General features: G+C 62.7%; 16 protein-coding genes and 1 pseudogene. 8 read left to right on the forward strand and 9 right to left on the reverse strand.

Annotated features, from left to right (window positions below; translation table 11 throughout):
• The first annotated feature begins 97 nt into the window (after positions 1-97).
• From AB4Y97_RS17250 to AB4Y97_RS17260, 3 genes are all read left to right on the forward strand, one after another.
• Entirely contained in the window at positions 98-898 is an 801-nt protein-coding gene (locus tag AB4Y97_RS17250) for a glycoside hydrolase family 25 protein (protein WP_442000337.1), read from the forward strand.
• Positions 899-1,109: 211 nt separating this feature from the next.
• On the forward strand, positions 1,110-3,056 hold the full coding sequence (locus AB4Y97_RS17255; RefSeq protein WP_442000278.1) for a calcium-binding protein: 1,947 nt from the start codon (positions 1,110-1,112) through the stop codon (positions 3,054-3,056).
• Positions 3,057-3,330: 274 nt separating this feature from the next.
• Positions 3,331-4,503 (forward strand): isovaleryl-CoA dehydrogenase, encoded by a 1,173-nt coding sequence (locus tag AB4Y97_RS17260; RefSeq protein ID WP_442000279.1) that lies wholly within the window; start codon positions 3,331-3,333, stop codon positions 4,501-4,503.
• A 29-nt stretch (positions 4,504-4,532) separates the two neighbouring features.
• On the opposite strand, the gene AB4Y97_RS17265 is transcribed toward AB4Y97_RS17260, so the two are convergent.
• Together AB4Y97_RS17265 and AB4Y97_RS17270 are read right to left on the reverse strand one after the other, a co-directional pair.
• On the reverse strand, positions 4,533-6,113 hold the full coding sequence (locus AB4Y97_RS17265) for a hypothetical protein (protein ID WP_442000280.1): 1,581 nt from the start codon (positions 6,111-6,113) through the stop codon (positions 4,533-4,535).
• A 413-nt stretch (positions 6,114-6,526) separates the two neighbouring features.
• Positions 6,527-7,477, reverse strand: coding sequence for a DUF6454 family protein (locus AB4Y97_RS17270; protein ID WP_442000281.1), 951 nt, complete (start codon positions 7,475-7,477; stop codon positions 6,527-6,529).
• Positions 7,478-7,637: 160 nt separating this feature from the next.
• On the opposite strand from AB4Y97_RS17270, the gene AB4Y97_RS17275 reads away from it, so the two are divergent.
• Both AB4Y97_RS17275 and AB4Y97_RS17280 read left to right on the forward strand, forming a co-directional pair.
• Positions 7,638-8,342 (forward strand): ribonuclease activity regulator RraA, encoded by a 705-nt coding sequence (locus AB4Y97_RS17275; protein WP_442000282.1) that lies wholly within the window; start codon positions 7,638-7,640, stop codon positions 8,340-8,342.
• A gap of 25 nt (positions 8,343-8,367) precedes the next feature.
• Positions 8,368-9,165, forward strand: coding sequence for a YdcF family protein (locus AB4Y97_RS17280; protein ID WP_442000284.1), 798 nt, complete (start codon positions 8,368-8,370; stop codon positions 9,163-9,165).
• On the opposite strand, the gene AB4Y97_RS17285 is transcribed toward AB4Y97_RS17280, so the two are convergent.
• Together AB4Y97_RS17285 and AB4Y97_RS17290 are read right to left on the reverse strand one after the other, a co-directional pair.
• Positions 9,162-9,440: a DUF3253 domain-containing protein gene (locus AB4Y97_RS17285; RefSeq protein WP_442000338.1), complete on the reverse strand. Its 279-nt coding sequence runs from the start codon at positions 9,438-9,440 to the stop codon at positions 9,162-9,164. The genes AB4Y97_RS17280 and AB4Y97_RS17285 overlap by 4 nt on opposite strands.
• The gene (locus AB4Y97_RS17290; protein ID WP_442000339.1) at positions 9,440-10,105 is read right to left on the reverse strand and encodes a DUF599 domain-containing protein; all 666 of its coding nucleotides are present in this window, start codon (positions 10,103-10,105) and stop codon (positions 9,440-9,442) included. Before AB4Y97_RS17290 ends, AB4Y97_RS17285 begins: the two co-directional genes overlap by 1 nt.
• Positions 10,106-10,206: 101 nt before the next feature.
• On the opposite strand from AB4Y97_RS17290, the gene AB4Y97_RS17295 reads away from it, so the two are divergent.
• Complete coding sequence (locus AB4Y97_RS17295) at positions 10,207-10,617, forward strand: rhodanese-like domain-containing protein (RefSeq protein ID WP_442000285.1); 411 nt, start codon at positions 10,207-10,209, stop codon at positions 10,615-10,617.
• 77 nt (positions 10,618-10,694) lie between these two features.
• Here the strand turns inward: AB4Y97_RS17295 and AB4Y97_RS17300 are convergent, their stop codons facing one another.
• The 5 genes and pseudogenes from AB4Y97_RS17300 to AB4Y97_RS17320 form a co-directional block, all read right to left on the reverse strand.
• Positions 10,695-11,201: a hypothetical protein gene (locus AB4Y97_RS17300; protein ID WP_442000286.1), complete on the reverse strand. Its 507-nt coding sequence runs from the start codon at positions 11,199-11,201 to the stop codon at positions 10,695-10,697.
• Positions 11,202-11,288: 87 nt separating this feature from the next.
• Complete coding sequence (locus tag AB4Y97_RS17305) at positions 11,289-11,585, reverse strand: acylphosphatase (protein WP_442000287.1); 297 nt, start codon at positions 11,583-11,585, stop codon at positions 11,289-11,291.
• A 344-nt stretch (positions 11,586-11,929) separates the two neighbouring features.
• Positions 11,930-12,340, reverse strand: a pseudogene (locus tag AB4Y97_RS17310) (gamma-glutamylcyclotransferase family protein); the annotation flags it as partial.
• Between the two features lie 30 nt (positions 12,341-12,370).
• Positions 12,371-14,371: an acetyl-CoA carboxylase biotin carboxylase subunit gene (locus AB4Y97_RS17315; protein WP_442000288.1), complete on the reverse strand. Its 2,001-nt coding sequence runs from the start codon at positions 14,369-14,371 to the stop codon at positions 12,371-12,373.
• Positions 14,372-14,484: 113 nt separating this feature from the next.
• Positions 14,485-14,898, reverse strand: a complete 414-nt coding sequence (locus AB4Y97_RS17320; protein ID WP_442000289.1) for a hypothetical protein — start codon at positions 14,896-14,898, stop codon at positions 14,485-14,487.
• 313 nt (positions 14,899-15,211) lie between these two features.
• Between AB4Y97_RS17320 and AB4Y97_RS17325 the strand changes: the two genes are divergently transcribed.
• Positions 15,212-16,141: a ring-cleaving dioxygenase gene (locus AB4Y97_RS17325; protein WP_442000290.1), complete on the forward strand. Its 930-nt coding sequence runs from the start codon at positions 15,212-15,214 to the stop codon at positions 16,139-16,141.
• A gap of 49 nt (positions 16,142-16,190) precedes the next feature.
• Complete coding sequence (locus AB4Y97_RS17330; protein WP_442000291.1) at positions 16,191-16,829, forward strand: alpha/beta hydrolase; 639 nt, start codon at positions 16,191-16,193, stop codon at positions 16,827-16,829.
• Positions 16,830-16,909: the final 80 nt, after the last annotated feature.

Genomic DNA, 16,909 nt, shown 5'->3' on the forward strand with positions numbered 1-16,909 from the left:
GCCGATGTCCCGCCGCCGCCCCAACCGCCGCTCGAAAACCTCCGCGCTCCCACGGCTCCTTCGCACCGTCCGGTTCGCCGCAGTCACCGCCCTGGCCATGGGATTGGCCTCCTGCGCCATCGCTCCCACGAGCCGCTATCCCGCAAAGAGCGATATCAAACCTCACGCCGGCGTCGCCTCGGCTCACCGGCTTCCGATCCACGGCGTGGATATTTCCAAGTGGCAGGGCAAGGTCGATTGGGCGGCCCTGCGCCAGGCGGGCACCAAGTTCGCCTTCATCAAGGCGACCGAAGGCGGCGACCATGTGGACAACCGGTTCCTGGAAAACTGGTGGGGCGCAAAGAGCGCCGGCGTCCCGCGCGGCGCCTACCATTTCGTCTATTGGTGCCGCTCGGCCCACGAGCAGGCCGCATGGTTCAAGAAGAACGTCCCTCAGGACCCGGAGGCCCTCCCCCCGGTTCTCGACGTGGAATGGAACGGGGAATCGGTCAATTGCCCGAGGAAGGTACCGCGCGAGCAGGCCCTGGCGATGATCGAGGTGCTCCTGCGCGAGATGCAGGCCCATACGGGCAAGCGGCCGATCATCTACACCGACATCACCTTCCATAAGGAAATCCTGGAAGGCGAGTTCAACGATTACCCCTACTGGATCCGCAGCGTCGCCGCCGAGCCGCACGAGCGCTACGCCGACCGCCGCTGGACCTTCTGGCAGTTTACCACGACGGGCCGGGTACCGGGCGTGAGCGGCGACGTGGACCGCAACACCTTCTACGGCACCGAGAACCAGTGGCGCATGTTCGTGCAAAGCGCCTGCGACCCGCGCGACCACAGGCGTCTTCAATCCGTGGGTGTCTGCGGGGCGCTCGATCCTGTGCAGACGGCGAGCGTCGACGAGTGAGAAGAGGCGCCGGCCTCCTCTGATACGGGCCCTCGCCTCCCGAAAGGCTCACCCGCCAGGACAACCCTGAGCCGTTGACACAATTCCTTGCAACCGATTGCGCTACGTTATATGTTATTATATAACGAAACGCATTATCGGCTCGCTGCGTGGCCAGTGCGCCTGAGGAGGCCTCGAAGCCCGCAGCCGCCGAAACCTGGGGGCAGGACCAATGAGCGCGACTCTGGACACGGAAGGCCGGCTGATCGAAGGCACGGGCGATAGCGAAACCCTCGCCGGCGGAGCCGGGAACGACACCATTATCGGCAATGGTGGCACCGACAACCTGAACGGTGGCGGCGGCAACGACTCGATCCTTGGCGGCGCCAACAACGACGAGCTGATCGGCGGCGCGGGCAACGACACACTCGACGGCGGCGGCGGGCGCAATAAGCTCTTCGGCGGCAGCGGCAGCGACGTTTACATTTTCGGCCGCGATACCCGCCATAGCGAAATCTTCGATGCGGGTGGGGACGATGACGCTATCGTCATCGATGCGCTCTCAAGCGAAGTCACCTTCGAAGTGAGCGGCCAGTATCTCTTAATCCGTCTCGGCGATAGCGGCGTCGCGGTCCGCGACTATTTCAGCGAGACGGACTATGGTCGTATCGAGCACATCGTTTTCTCAGATGGTACCGTCTGGACTCGGAACGACGTGCTGCACGCGCTCGAGACGCGCGATCCGGAGCCCAAGCCCGAACCGGATCCCGGTCCGAGCCCCATTATCGTCGGAACGGACGGCAACGATGTCCTCACGGGTTCGGCTGGAAGCGAACTTATCGACGGCAAGGACGGTAATGACACTCTCCACGGCGGCGCTGGCAATGATACGCTCGATGGCGGCGCCGGTAACGATCTGCTTCTGGGAGGTGCCGGTAACGACACCTACCATTGGAACGGCGGCAACGATACGATCGATGACAGCAGTGGCGACGATACGATCCGAATAGATTTCGACGATCACATCACCTGGTCGTACCAAGTCGGATCCGACGATCTCTTCCTTGCTGCTGACAACGGCGACTACCTCACCGTCAAGGGCTTCTTCGATGCAGCGAGCAGCATCCAGCGTTTCGCATTCTCAAATGGTGACATCCTGACCCGCAAAGACGTCTTGGAACGGTTGCCGCACACGCCACCAGAGAACCCGCCTCCCCCGGTGGGAACGGAAGGAAACGACTCGCTGCAGGGAACCGACGCCGACGATGTGCTCGACGGCAAGGGCGGCAACGATACCCTGGACGGCGGCAAGGGCAACGACCTGCTCATCGGCGGCCACGGCAACGACACCTTCATCTGGACTCCGGATGGCGGCGAGGATTTGATCGTCGATCACCAGGGCAACGATACGGTCATCGTGAAGGCCGCCTCGACGTCAGTGGTCCTGACGCGCGATACGGGCGATACGGATACGCTGGTGATCTCGCAGGGCGAAGCCCGGCTGAAGATCAACAAGTACTTCGTCACCGCCGAAGCACAGGACGACGAGGCGGGGCATATCGAAACGATAACCTTCTCCGATGGGGAGTCCTGGAACCTCGCGAAAGTCCTCGCGGCGCTGGACCGCGATCCGCCGATGCCTACCGAACCGGACAAGATCATCACCGGCAGCAAGGGCAAGGATGTTCTCGTCGGCGGAGTTGGCAACGACACGCTCGACGGCGGCAAGGGCAATGATGTCCTGCGCGGCGGCAGCGGCGACGATCGTATCCTTGGCGGCCGGGACAATGACAAGCTCTTTGGCGACGACGGTGACGACTTGCTCGACGGCGGCGTGGGCAAGGACACGCTGGTGGGCGGCACAGGTGCCGACGTCTTCCGCTTCGGCGGCAAGGGCGAAACCAGCCCCGGCAAGAACCGCGACGTCATCCTTGATTTCGCGGTGGGAGTCGACCGGATCGACCTCAGCGGGATCGACGCCAACACGAGGAAGAAGGGGCACGACGCCTTCGCCACCCTTTTGTCCGCCAAAGAGAAGTTCACGGCCGCCGGGCAACTGCGCTACGACGCCAAGAAGGGCATCCTCTACGGCAACACCGACAAGGACGCGGCGGCGGAACTTGAGATCCATCTCAAGAACAAGCCCGCTGCCCTCAAGCTCAGCGATTTCATTCTCTGATCGGTCGCGCGAGGAGAGGTCCCCGCTCCCCGCACGCCTGGGAACGAAACGCTCGGGGCGGAGACTGTCCGCGGCCATCCCTTTGCGAAGCCCGCCGGTGATGCTTGCACCGGCGGGCTTTTCACTATGCGCGGGAGGCATGCCGCACCAAATTTTTCCTTTGAACCCCGCTTGAAAAGGGCAGCAATGCTGACCAAAATGGACAGACATAACAACAAAGCATCCGTCGCGATCCCGCCCCTTCCGGATCGACGTGCGGAGGTTGGAGGAAGGCATGTTCCGGAATACCGCCAAAGTCTTCAATTTCGACCTCGGCGAGACCGCCGAGGCTATTCGGGCAACCGTGCGTGATTTCACGCAGGACAACATCGTGCCTCGCGCACAGGAAATCGACCAGACCAACGAGTTTCCGCGCGACCTCTGGCCCAAGATGGGCGAGATCGGCGTCCATGGAATCACGGTCGAGGAAGAATATGGCGGCATCGGGCTCGGCTATCTCGAGCACGTGATTGCGATGGAGGAAATCTCCCGCGGCTCGGCAGCCGTCGGCCTGTCCTACGGGGCCCATTCGAATCTCTGCATCAATCAGATCCGCCGCAACGGCAGCGAGGAGCAGAAGCGCCGCTATCTGCCGAAGCTGATCTCCGGCGAGCATCTGGGGGCGCTCGCCATGTCCGAACCCGGTTCCGGCTCCGACGTGGTGTCCATGCGCACCCGCGCGGAGAAACGTGGCGACCGCTATATCGTCAACGGCAACAAGATGTGGATCACCAACGGCCCGACAGCGGATGTCCTGGTGGTTTATGCCAAAACGGATCCGGAAGCGGGCTCCCGCGGCATGACGGCCTTCATCATCGAGAAAGGCTTCAAGGGCTTCTCCACGCACCAGAAACTCGACAAGATCGGCATGCGCGGCTCCGATACCTGCGAATTGAAGTTCGAGGATTGCGAGGTGCCGGAGGAGAACGTGCTCGGTGAGGTCGGCAGGGGCGTGAACGTGCTCATGTCGGGCCTCGACTACGAGCGCGCCGTGCTAGCCGCCGGGCCCCTCGGCATCATGCAGGCCTGCATGGATATCGTCATGCCCTACATCCATGAGCGCAAGCAGTTCGGCCAGGCCATCGGCAACTTCCAGCTCGTGCAGGCCAAGGTCGCCGACATGTATGTGACGATGAATGCCTGCAAGGCCTATGTCTATGCCGTCGCCAAGGCCTGCGACCGGGCTGAGACCACTCGCGAGGACGCGGCCGGCGCCATCCTCTACGCCGCCGAGAAGGCGACCCAATGCGCCCTCGACGCCATCCAGCTCCTGGGCGGCAATGGCTATATCAACGACTATCCGACCGGCCGCCTCCTGCGCGATGCGAAGCTCTACGAAATCGGAGCCGGCACGAGCGAAATCCGGCGCATGCTGATCGGGCGCGAGCTGTTCGAGAAATCGGCCTGAACCCTGCGGGAGGGCAATGATAGGCCTCCTTAAGGAGCGGGTTTCCTGATCCTGTAGAGCTGGAACGCCCGCCCGTTATGCACAAGGCGCAGCTGATCGGGGTCGGGGTTCGCAGACTCGTCCGGATTCGTGCCGAGGACGATCAGGTAATCGTAGTTCTCGGGCCAATTGTCCCAGTAATGCGCCCCACCAGGCTCCGGCTCGTCGCTGGCCGTCAGGATGCGGCTGACGGTCGGCGTATCGCCGTCTTCCGTATCGACATGCTCGCGAAACCCTGGCCGGGCATGCAGGATCTGCTTTCCGGGCACGACGAACAGGCGCGAGACGAGCGCCGAGCGCTCGATGACCGCGAGGTTGGGCGCATGGGCCAGGGCCGCCTCGATCACCCTGCCCTGATCCGTCTCATCCGCCTGTGCCACGAGCAGGCGTGACCCCGGCGCCATCGAGCGAACGGCACTTCTCAGTTCCATGAGCGGCTGCGAGATCGCCGCCCAGTTGACCGACACGTCGACCACGCGGAAGGCAACGGCCACGAGGCAGATGACGAAGAAAGCATGGTTGTGCTCCAGCTTTCTGAGATCCACCGAAATGAACCCCAGGGTCATGAAGAAGATGCCGATCACGAGCCGCTGATCCGCCATCCAGGAGCCGAAGGCGAGGCGAGGCATCGCCAGGAAGGCGGCGGACAGGACGATGGCGACGACGACACCGGCCGGATGGATCCGCACGAGCTTGCGATGAACACCGAAATAGACGGCCGCCGCGAGCAGGACGAGAAAGGGAATGTCGGTGAGATCCGAATAGACCGAGACCATCATCGTCACGGCTTCGAGCTTGCCCTGGGACTGCCAGTCGAAATCATGCGACAGGCCCCAAGTCGGGCTTTTGACGAGGAGGTACAGGAAAGGCAGGAAGGGCAAGGCCAGCACCAGGGCGCGGCCGATGAGGGCCGATGGGCGCCATGACTTTTGCGTCCACAGGCGCCAGGCCTCGAAGCTCGCGAGGCCAAGGCCGTAGAGGCCGAGCGCGGAGAGATGGCAGACATAGAGCGCCGCGCAGAAGACAAGGCTTACGAACGCTTTCAGAAGAGTATTCCGTCCGGACAATGCGATCCATGCGGCGAGGCCGAAGACCGCAAGGCCGACACCGAACAGGTAGTTCATCAAGCCGACGAACAGGAATCCGTTATAGACGAACAATCCCCCCACCAGCGGCCAGGCGGACCAGCGTCCATACAGGGCGCGCTGCAGCAGCATGGGGCCGAGCAGCATGAGCAGGAGCGTCATGCCGATGAAGGTGCGCCCCGCCGCATAGATGCCGAAAAGTGGCGTCAGCAGCGGCACCACCAGATCCATGATGAGGTTTGGAATTGCCGCCCACTCGGTTTCATAGAATCGGGACAGGAACGCGTTTCCCGGCAGGCTCGACAGGGCGAACGTCCTCGCCAGGTGATTGGGATAGTCCTCCAGCGGCGGAACGAGCGTATAGATCAGGGGCAGCACGATCAGCGCCGCGACGAGACCTGTCTGCCAGACCACCGCCAAGGGGTGTTCGGACTTTTTCTCGGCAGGAAGCGGCGCGGTGCGGCCGATGCTTTGCGTTGCGGTCACGTCGCAGTCTCGCTTTTTGGGGGAGCGTCTCGTTGATGAAATAAAGTTATATTCGAGTCGGTCGGCTGGGCCTATATGGGCCAAAGTTGCAGCGTCAATGTGTGTCACCCAGCTTCTGGGCGTCAACGGATCTAGCAATGACTATCCGACAGGCCCCCTCCTGCGGATGCGAAGCTCTACGAGACCAGAGCCGGCTTAAGCGCGGCCAAGCGCAAGCTGATCGGGTACAAGCTGTTCCGAGAAGACGGCGTGACGCTAGAGCATGGTCAGGACACGTGGAATCCGGTTGTCCGCAATGATCGTGCGGCACCAAAACTGAGGGCCTGGTCATGCCTCAAGGAGACATGACCAAGCCCTAAAGAGCGCGGTCAAAACCGGGTTTTGACCGCCCCCTCCATCTCTCTTATGTGGCGCTACTTCACTTCGGTCTCATAGATATACAACGTCGACTTGTCGTCTTCCGGAATGAAATAGCCGCGCAATCCGGCTTCGCTCGCCTCCATCCAAACCGGGTTGTGGGTCATGTCGAACCCGGTTGCCGTCCATAGCAGCACTGGGGTCTGGAAGAGCGGACGGCCATCCTTGAGGCTGATAAGGTCGAGACCTCCGAGCCGGAACAGGGGCGCATCCGGGGTTACGCGCATCTCGGTTACGCCCGAGCACAGCATGCGATGGCTGCCTGCATATTTGCAGTCCTGATAGTCGAGGTAATGCGAGGTGTTGAGCGCCCTCAGTTTCTCGGGAGCCTCGCCGGCATTCGTCGGCTTTCCATCCTGCCCCAAGGGCCAGTGATAGAACCGGCGGGAGCCCCAGCTGACTCCGTGCAGGGAATTGTCGTCGGTATTGCGAACGAGACCGCCGACGTGATCGCCGAAGCGGAACATCTCGGTCGCCTGCATGGTCTCGGGATCGACCCTGTAGACAATGGAGCGGCTATTCGGGCGATACTCCGCAACGGGAACCCAGATATAGCGGCCGTCATAATCGATGCCGCCCGGATGATAGATCGACCCTTCGCCCAAGGTAATTTCGGCGACGAGATTTCCCTTCATGTCGACCTTGAACAGATGGCCAACCCCTTCGCCCGTATCCCGGTCATACCCATCCACCGGCTGTGGAAAGCGCTTGGTCGGCACTTTGATCTCGACGGAGGATACGAAGAGCATGTCCCCGATCTTCACCATGCCCTGAGGATGATGAGTGAGAAAGTTGATCTGTACGGCCGAAACGGGTTTCCACTGCGTGCCGCGGGAGAGCTTCGTCACCCGCTCGGCAAGGACATCGCGGTTGCTATCCGCAGCCACGGCGGCTGGAGCCATTGCGGTAATGGCGAGTGCAATCAGACATTTGGAAACTCGGCGCATCGATCTTCCTCCAACATTCATGACCGCTTCTAGCGAGCGGGCGATATCAGTTTAGTGACGGATCGGCGGCTTCAGCAACGTATCCGTGTGCGCCATTGCCTGCTGGCAAACAAACTCTTCGGAGGGTATGAGATCTAAGCTCAACACCAGTGAGGCCGCCATGACCCTCGACAAAGCCATCGCCGACGCCCTGCGCGCGTCGACCACAGCAACGCTCACCACAGTCCTCCTGAAGAAGGGGATCCGGCGTTGCTGGATGCAGGGTCCCGTGCCCATGTTCAACGCTGCCGAGCGGCTCGTCGGGCGTGCCTTCACGATGCGTTTCGTGCCGGCGCGAGAGGATCTGGCAACGCCTGAATCCTGGTCGTCTCCACGCTCCACCCGCGCCGCCATCGAAGATATGCCCGAGGATTGCATGGTCGTGGTCGATGCCATGGGCGTTACCGATGCGGGCATCTTCGGCGACATCCTCACTGCGCGCATGAAGAAGCGCGGCGTCACGGCCCTCATCACGGACGGCGTCGTGCGGGACGGGTCCGGTGTCGAAGGCACGGAGCTTCCCGTGTGGTGCTCCGGCGTCGCGGCCCCGCCCTCGGTGGCGGGTCTTACCTTCGTCGGCTGGCAGGAGCCCGTCGGGTGCGGCGGCGTCGCCGTCTATCCTGACGACGTGATCGTGGCCGATGGAGACGGCGTCGTCGTGATCCCGGCAGCCCTGGTCGAAGAGGTCGCCAAGGCGGCGGTCGAGCAGGAGCGGCTCGAACTCTGGATCATGCGCGAAGTCGAGAAAGGCGTCCCCCTCCCCGGCCTCTATCCGCCCAACGCGGAAACCAAGGCCCGGTACGAGGCTGAAACCGGCAAACCGTAAGACCTGATCGGGGAGAAGACGGCTCTTGTTCTATTACGCATCGAAGTTCGTCTGGTTTTTCGCAACGCCGTCGAACCTGCTGATCAGCCTCATTCTCCTCGGCCTCGTTCTTGCGCTCACCCGACGCTGGCGGCGCATCGGCCTCGGGCTCGCCCTGGTGACGACGCTTGCCACCGCCGGGCTCGGGCTGCTTCCGATCTCCAGCTACATCATGATGCCGCTGGAGGAGCGTTTCCCACCGTTCCGCGATGATGGAAAACCCGTCGACGGCATCATTCTGCTCGGCGGGGCCGTCGAAGCGTCGGAATCTGCGTCCCGGGGCCGCATCGTCGCCAATGAGTCAGCGGAGCGCCTGCTCGATACGATAGCCCTCGCCCATCGCTATCCCGATGCCCGCATCCTGATTTCCGGCGGCGGCGGAAACGTCTTCGGGGACGGGACCGCGGAAGCGCCGATCATCGCAAACTTCCTGAAGACCGTCGGCATCGATCCTCAACGGATCATCATCGAGGACCGTTCGCGGACCACCGCCGAGAACGCGACCTTCTCACGCGAGCTGATCGATCCCGAGAAGGGCGGCCGCTGGCTTCTCGTGACCTCCGCTTGGCACATGCCCCGCGCCATGGGCGCTTTCCGAAAGGTCGGACTGACCGTGCTGCCCTACCCGGTGGATTTCCGCACGAGCGCGCGCTCGGAGACGCAGCGCCTCTTCGCCTTCATCTCGGACGGCTTGCGGCGGCTCGATGTGGCCACGAAGGAATGGGCCGGTTTGATCGGCTATTACGCGGCAGGCCGCACGACGGAGCTTCTTCCGGCACCTTAATTTTCGGGCTTCGGCGGCAGCGTCAGGCGATAAATGCCTTTGAAATCGTCCGGATCGACCGGACGGCCCTTGCGCAGAATGAGGACGCGGCCCTCCTTCATCAAGCGCACCGCCATCTGCCGGACAGGCTGCATTAAAGGTCCCCAGCCGTCGGGGTGATCACCTCCAAGAGCGCGTGCGACCTCTGTTGGGTCGAGGGTTTTGCCCGCGCCGCGCTCGGCGACAAGCGCCAGCATAGTGGTTTCAAGCTCTTCCGGCGTTGCGCTCTTCGACATCATTCCTCTACGTTATTCTTGCCCAACGCCGCCAGTCGGGCATCCGATATGAACTGACGGCGCCACATCACATAAAGCACGCAAGCCGTCGCCGCCATGAAGAGATAGGCGTTCACGAACCATCCGAGATAGGCGAGAGAGAAGAAGAAGGCTCTTTGGCCGCGGTTGAAATGCTTGCCCGCGACGACATTCATCGCCGCCGCCTGCCGCGCGACGGCTGCGGCCTCCTCCCGGTTTCCTTCCCTCAGGACAGGAATCGACCCGACGATGATCGCCATGTAATTGAACAGGCGATAGGACCAGGCGAACTTGAAGAAAGCATAGACGAAGATCACCGCCAGCCCCATCACCTTGATCTCCCACATCAGCGGGGTCGTTGCAGGCCCGAACGGCAGAGTGGCGAAAATCGGCAGAACGGCATCGGCCGACCGGAACAGCGCCAGCACGCCGCCGATCGCAATGAGCGACGTGGAAGCGAAGAACGCCGTGCCGTTCATGAGCGCGCCGAGAATCGTGGTGTCGACGATTCGGTTCTCGCGCACCACCGTCTGCTCCATCCAGAGATAGCGATAGCGGTTCATCACCGTATTCAGGGTCTTCTCCCCCGCATGGGTGAGCTCGACGGCAGCGTAATAGCCCAGCCACGCCACGAGGAAGAAACCCATCGCCACAATGTCGAGAATGGTGAAACCCAGCACCGTTATCTCCGGTTGACTCTTCCCCCATCATGCCCAGTTTTGACGCAACCTCAAAGGAAGGAATGGCAATGGCCCAGACAATCACCCGCGGTTACAAGGCCATGCTCGATGAGGCGAATGCGAAGATCGAAACCCTCTCCGCCGAAGAAGCCATCGCCAGGCAGGGTCGGGACGACATGGTCTTCGTCGACCTGCGCGATCCACGGGAACTTGAACGGGAAGGCCGAATTCCCGGTGCCCTCCACTGCCCGCGCGGCATGCTGGAGTTCTGGATAGATCCAGAAAGCCCCTATCACAAGCCTGCCTTCGCTCAGAACAAGACCTTCATCTTCTTCTGCGCCGCAGGCTGGCGTTCCGCCCTCTCGGCCGCGACGGCGCAGGATATGGGCCTGAAGCCGGTCGCCCATATCGAGGGCGGCTTTACGGCCTGGAAGGCTGCAGGTGGACCGGTGGAAACCCAGCCGCCGAAACAGTCTTAGACCTTCTCCTCTCCCAGGAGCGAAGGACCGCTGCCTATGGACATGGACGCAGCGGGAGCCCGTCGGTCACCTGACGATCAGCGGTTATCGCGCTTGGCTTGCGCCACCTTGGTCCGCTGTGAGATGCGGCCGGCATCCATCGGGCTGCCGATCTGATCAGACTTCGTGCTCTCCTTCGGCTGCATCCCCTTGCGCGGCGTCCGCTGAGAGGGCGGTTTCGGAGAGGATGCGGACTGCTTCATTTCAAGGGCCTTGCGGGCGCTCCGCCTGAGGTTGTCCTTCGCGTTTCGCCTCGACTGCTCCTTGCTGACGCGTCCGAGCGCCTCGCGCAGAACCGCCTTCCTTCGGCGCATGCCCCGTTCCTCGTCCGCGAATGTCGTCCGCCCGAGCCCTTTCGCGCGGATCTCCCGCCGTTGCCGGTTGAGGATGTCCCGGGCACGATCGCGGCGCTCCCGAAGGAGCTTGGTAACCTGATCGAACTCCTGCTTGTCCAACTTGCCGAGGGTCGGATGATGCGTATTCTGGACGACTTCAAACTCGTCGCGGCTCAGAATGCGCCGTTCCGTCTTGCGAGATGTTGCCATCGATGCCTCCGTTCACCGGGACGGAACGCCACGCCGAACCGGACGGTTCCGCATCGATCGATATGCCGAATGGGGCAGGAAACATATTCAGACCGTCGGCAGGACCTGGAAACCCTCGCCTTCAGCGCCCTCCGGATTGTCCGGGTCGCTGACGGCCTCGATACACTCCACGGATGCCCCGCGTGGTCCCTGCCAGCAGGCCCTCAGCATCACCTCGACGAGTTCACCGGGACCGGCGAAGACCGCTTCCACTCTGCCGTCACGGCGATTGCGAACCCAGCCCTGCAACCCGTGCAGCTGAGCCTGATGATGTGCCCAGGCGCGAAAGCCTACACCCTGGACACGCCCGTGGATGATGACATGAACGCTCCGGCTTGAACTCATCGAACATCTCCTGGCCGCAGGATATCGCATCATAGACGGATCCCGCCTTCATGCTTAGAGCATCGGACCCCAAAGTGGCTTCCACTTTTGGGATTGATCCGATGCTCAACCCTATAAGCGGCGCATCGTCCGATGCGGAAAACCGGGTCCACTTTTCCGCACGATGCGCCAGAGCCAAATCCTGCCAGTTTTCCCGGTTCCACCCGGCAAAGAGATCGAGAGCGTCGGGAATGGGACGATCAGGTTCGCCGGATCGGGATGAAGGAACCGCCGGGAGCGCTCCAGCGCGGGCGGACGGCGGGCCGCTCGACGGGAGCCTGCGCCGCAGTTTTCGCCTGCGGCAGCCAGATCCCCATGCCCTGCACGTAATCCTTCGGCAGGCCGATACCGCTCGCAGCTTCCAGCACGCCCTCCATATATCCCGGCTTGGGGAGACCGGGTTTGGTGCTTCGGCCGATATAGACCATCGCCCGGCGCGGCCCCTTATCCGTAAGGATGGGCTGGATGACCTTGGTATAGAGGCCCGTCGACAAGCTCTCATAGCGGTCGAGAGCCGGTACGTCTGCCAGGGCCAGATCCCACAGGAGGCCCCACACCATGCCGCGCGGGTCGCGCATCACCGATGCATAGCCGTCGCTGGAAATGAAGAAGCGGTGGCGCATGAGCCGCCCCACACCGATCGGTTTCGTAGCCGGGCAGCGCTGGGCCATGGCGGCTCGATCCATGTTCGAACCATAGGCGAAATAGAGGGGCATGGATGAGGTCTGCGCCTGGAGATCCGGAGCTTAAGCGAATTCCATGATAATCGCATCGACGGCGAGGCTGTCGCCCTCTTTGGCGTGGATCTTGGAAATTGTGGCATCGCGCTCGGCGCGTAGCACGTTTTCCATCTTCATCGCCTCGACGATGCAGAGCGGCTCGCCCGCCTTCACCTCCTGCCCGACCTTCACGTTGACGGCCTTCACCAGGCCAGGCATCGGGCAGAGCAGCTTCTTGCCGGTATCGGCCTCGATCTTCGCCGGCATCAGGGCGACCAGTTCCGCCTCCCGATGGGTATAGACCCGCACCTCGGCGGAAGCGCCCGCATGGGCCAGGGACACGCCGTTGAGGATCGGCCGCACCTGCACCGCGATGATCTCGCCGCCGACCTCGCCGGTCCAGACCGGCTCGCCGGGCTTCCAGGACGACGAGACCGGCCAAGCCTGCCCGTCGATGAGAACCGTAATGCCGCCGTCGATGTCCTCGATCACCACGTCATGCCGCTCCGTGCCCAGCATGACGACCCGCTCGCGATCGAACTTCACGGCGGAAGCCGGTCGCATCTGGCCGGAGACCTGGCGCTTGCGCTCGTTGAACAGATGATCGATGGCAGCGCCCACGGCCACGATGCGCCGCGCGATCTCGCCCTGCGGTGCGGGAGCCTTGAAGCCTTGCGGAAACTCCTCGGCGATGAAACCGGTCGAGAGTTTGCCAGATTGCCAGCGCGGATGCTGCATCAGCGCCGACAGGAACGGGATGTTGTGGCGGATGCCCTCGATGGCGAAGGCATCGAGGGCCTTGGCCTGCGCCGCAATCGCCTTCTCGCGGGTCGGGGCGTGGGTCACGAGCTTGGCGATCATCGGATCGTAATAGATCGAGATCTCGCCGCCCTCGTAGACGCCGGTATCGTTGCGCACGCTCACGCCACCCTGCCCGCCTTCCTGCGGCGGGCGATAGGTAACGAGCCGCCCGGTGGAGGGCAGGAAGTTGCGCACCGGATCCTCGGCATAGATGCGGCTTTCCACCGACCAGCCGTTGAGCTTCACATCCGCCTGCTTGAGCCTCAAGCGCTCGCCGGCAGCGACCCGGATCATCTCCTCGACGAGGTCGATGCCGGTGATCATCTCAGTGACCGGGTGCTCGACCTGCAGGCGGGTATTCATCTCGAGGAAGAAGAAGGACTTGTCCTGCCCGGCAACGAATTCCACCGTTCCGGCGCTGTCGTAGCCCACCGCCTTGGCAAGTGCGACGGCCTGCTCGCCCATCAGCCTGCGGGTCGCCTCGTCGAGCAACGGGCTTGGTGCCTCCTCGATGACCTTCTGGTTGCGGCGCTGGATCGAGCATTCGCGCTCGCCGAGATAGATCACGTTGCCGTGCTTGTCGCCGAGCACCTGGATCTCGATGTGGCGCGGATCGGTAATGAACTTCTCGATGAAGACCCGGTCGTCCCCGAAAGAGGAGGCGGCCTCGGACTTGGCACGGGCAAAGCCTTCCGCCACCTCGTCGGCGGAATACGCAATGCGCATGCCCTTGCCGCCGCCCCCGGCGGAGGCCTTGATCATGACCGGATAGCCGATCTCGTCGGCGATCTTCACCGCCTGATGCGGGTTCTCGATGACGCCGAGAAAGCCGGGGACAGTGGAGACCTTGGCGGCGGCGGCCGCCTTCTTCGACTCGATCTTGTCGCCCATGGCGGCAATCGCCCCCGGATTGGGGCCGATGAAGACGATGCCGGCTGCGGCGAGCGCCTTTGGAAAAGCCTCGCGCTCGGACAGGAAGCCGTAGCCGGGATGGACCGCCTGGGCACCGGTCTGTTTGCAGGCGGCGACGATCTTGTCGATGTCGAGATAGGATTGGGCGGCAGCGGCAGGCCCGATATGCACCGCCTCGTCGGCCATCGCCACGTGGAGCGCGTCACGGTCGGCATCGGAATAGACGGCGACCGTCTTGATGCCCATGCGCTTGGCGGTCTTGATGACGCGGCAGGCGATCTCGCCCCGGTTGGCAATCAGGATCTTGTCGAACATGAGCCCTCGAACGCTTCCACCCAAAAATTAAGCCCTACCTCCGTTACTGCACATCGGCGCATTCGGGAAGCGAGGCTGATTCAGCATTTAGTTTTTGTGCCGTAAAGGAAAAATCACGCGGCAATGCGTTGTTGCCGCTCCTGTTGCCTTCCCCGCATGATGAAATCGAGGAGCGCGGCGTCCACGTGCCGCATTTCATCGAGAACGGCATAGGCGATGGCTAAGGCAGTCCCGGTGGGGCCGACCACGTCGAGCGCCGTGGCGAGCCAATGCGCTTCGTCGTTGTCGACCGTACCGGTCGGCCGCCGGCCCCATACCACGAAATCGACGATCAGCGCGGTCAGCGCCGGGCCCCAGGTCGCATCCGCTTCGGCAGAGCGGTCGAGAGCCAGAAGCGCCTCGGCTTCGGACTTGCTCGCGATACCGTCCGCCAGAACATCCCGCTGAAGTCTTTTCACGTCATCGGCCGAGATAGACTTACTATCGATCACGCTCTCGATGAATTCGCGAAGCTTAGCGTTAATCATCCGTTTGACTCCCCCGGCTTTTTCGAATGCCGGTTGATCTCTTATCCGGGGACGACCTTCACACGGGGGCAGGGCCTAAAAAGTTAACGGGAAATTCTGAATCGCCGTTGAGGTTAAGCGATGTTGAGACTCTTTGGTTGCCGGAATCTTGACGGAGAATTTTTTCACATGAGCGCCAGGGCCATCTCTCTCCGACAGCATCGGCTTTGCATTCCCGCAAGCTCACCCTTTCCGGCCTGGGTTTGACCGGCGGCATTCTTATCTTCCGGCAAGACAGGGCATGGGCCCGCCTTCCCTTACGGAGGAAAACATCATGCAGCATCACGGCATTCATCACGTCACCGCCATTGCCGGCCCGGCGCGCCGCAATGTCGATTTCTACACACGGGTTCTCGGCCTGCGGCTCGTCAAGAAGACCGTCAACTTCGACGATCCGGGCACCTATCATTTCTACTACGGCAACGAATCCGGCGAGCCCGGCTCGATCCTGACCTTCTTTCCCTGGGAGCATGCCGCGCCCGGTCGCGCCGGGGTCGGCTCGCCCCAGGAAACCGCCTTTCGCGTTCCCGAGGCTTCCATCGGTTACTGGACCCATCGCCTGATCGAGAAGGGCGTGGTGCATGGCGCGCCCGAGAAGCGTTTTGGGCAAAGCGTCCTGACCTTCAAGGATCCGGATGGGACGAGCCTCGCCCTTGTCGGAGTGCCGGAAATCGGTGCCGGGCCGGCTTCGACCCAAGGCGACATTCCTGCGGATGCAACCATCCAGGGTCTGGAGGGCGTTACGCTCCTCGTGGAGGATGCCGAGCGGACGGGCGCCATCCTCACCGATGTCTTCGGTTTCCAGGAAGCGGCGCGGGACGGTTCGCTCATCCGTTACAAGGGCGATGCCACGATCGGCGGAACGGTCGATATTCGCAGCGCGAAAGGCTTCCTGCCGGGGCACCTCGGCGGCGGGTCGGTCCATCACGTGGCGTTCCGCGCCGCGGACGATGACGCGCAGGCCGAGATGGTGAAACGCCTGGCAAAAAACCACGGCATCCACACCACGGAGCAGCGCGATCGCAACTATTTCCGCTCGGTCTACTTCCGCGAGCCGGGCGGCATCCTCTTCGAGATCGCCACCGACATTCCCGGCTTCGCGACGGACGAAACCGTGGATGCGCTGGGGCACGATCTGAAGCTGCCGCCCTTCCTCGAATCTCACCGCGGCGAGATCGAGGCCACGTTGCCCGAGCTTGTATAAGCCACCGCTGACCCTCTCCCCTCTGCGGGAGAGGGAGAAAGTTGAAATCATGACCGAGTTTTCCTTCGTCCATCGCTATATCCCCGCCACCGAGCCGGGCCGACCTCCCCTGCTGCTGCTTCACGGCACGGGCGGCAACGAGGACGATCTCCTGCCTCTGGGAAAGGCGATCTCCCCCGGCTCCGCCCTGCTCTCCCCGCGCGGCAAGGTGCTCGAAAACGGCATGCCCCGCTTCTTCCGCCGTCTGGCGGAGGGCGTGTTCGACGAGGCGGATGTGAGGAAGCGCGCCAACGAGCTCGCTGATTTCGTCGCCGAGGCGCGCAAGGCCTATGGGCTCGAAGCCCCCATCGCGGTCGGATTCTCCAACGGTGCGAACATCGCCGCCGCCATGCTCCTGCTGCGTCCGGAAGCGCTGGCGGGCGCGGCCTTGCTGCGTGCGATGGTGCCCTTGAGCGAGATGCCGAAGGTGGATCTGGCGGGCAAGCGCGTGCTGATGCTATCGGGCGCGATGGATCCGATCATCCCGGCGGAGAATGCGGCGCGGCTTGCCACCGGCCTGACGGCATCCGGCGCCCTGATCGAACATCGGACCCTGCCCGTCGGCCATGGATTGTCGCAGATGGACCTCCAAGGGCTCACCAAGTGGCTGGCCGAAGACAGGGCCACTGCGGACAATCCTAGGGTCTGATCATGTCGGTTTGAAACATGATCAGACCCTAGGTTCCTTGTCTTTGCATGATCTTGACGGACAACCGGTTTCCACTTGTC

Source organism: Microvirga sp. 2TAF3 (genome assembly GCF_052114965.1).
GTDB lineage: Bacteria > Pseudomonadota > Alphaproteobacteria > Rhizobiales > Beijerinckiaceae > Microvirga.

What these genes read in the sequence shown, in the direction of transcription:
- AB4Y97_RS17250 (WP_442000337.1), top strand. Translation starts at nt 98, where the DNA reads ATGGGATTGGCCTCCTGCGCCATCGCTCCCACGAGCCGCTATCCCGCA.
- AB4Y97_RS17255 (WP_442000278.1), top strand. Translation starts at nt 1,110, where the DNA reads ATGAGCGCGACTCTGGACACGGAAGGCCGGCTGATCGAAGGCACGGGC.
- AB4Y97_RS17260 (WP_442000279.1), top strand. Translation starts at nt 3,331, where the DNA reads ATGTTCCGGAATACCGCCAAAGTCTTCAATTTCGACCTCGGCGAGACC.
- AB4Y97_RS17270 (WP_442000281.1), bottom strand. Translation starts at nt 7,477, where the DNA reads ATGCGCCGAGTTTCCAAATGTCTGATTGCACTCGCCATTACCGCAATG.
- AB4Y97_RS17275 (WP_442000282.1), top strand. Translation starts at nt 7,638, where the DNA reads ATGACCCTCGACAAAGCCATCGCCGACGCCCTGCGCGCGTCGACCACA.
- AB4Y97_RS17285 (WP_442000338.1), bottom strand. Translation starts at nt 9,440, where the DNA reads ATGTCGAAGAGCGCAACGCCGGAAGAGCTTGAAACCACTATGCTGGCG.
- AB4Y97_RS17290 (WP_442000339.1), bottom strand. Translation starts at nt 10,105, where the DNA reads ATGGGTTTCTTCCTCGTGGCGTGGCTGGGCTATTACGCTGCCGTCGAG.
- AB4Y97_RS17295 (WP_442000285.1), top strand. Translation starts at nt 10,207, where the DNA reads ATGGCCCAGACAATCACCCGCGGTTACAAGGCCATGCTCGATGAGGCG.
- AB4Y97_RS17300 (WP_442000286.1), bottom strand. Translation starts at nt 11,201, where the DNA reads ATGGCAACATCTCGCAAGACGGAACGGCGCATTCTGAGCCGCGACGAG.
- AB4Y97_RS17305 (WP_442000287.1), bottom strand. Translation starts at nt 11,585, where the DNA reads ATGAGTTCAAGCCGGAGCGTTCATGTCATCATCCACGGGCGTGTCCAG.
- AB4Y97_RS17315 (WP_442000288.1), bottom strand. Translation starts at nt 14,371, where the DNA reads ATGTTCGACAAGATCCTGATTGCCAACCGGGGCGAGATCGCCTGCCGC.
- AB4Y97_RS17320 (WP_442000289.1), bottom strand. Translation starts at nt 14,898, where the DNA reads ATGATTAACGCTAAGCTTCGCGAATTCATCGAGAGCGTGATCGATAGT.
- AB4Y97_RS17325 (WP_442000290.1), top strand. Translation starts at nt 15,212, where the DNA reads ATGCAGCATCACGGCATTCATCACGTCACCGCCATTGCCGGCCCGGCG.
- AB4Y97_RS17330 (WP_442000291.1), top strand. Translation starts at nt 16,191, where the DNA reads ATGACCGAGTTTTCCTTCGTCCATCGCTATATCCCCGCCACCGAGCCG.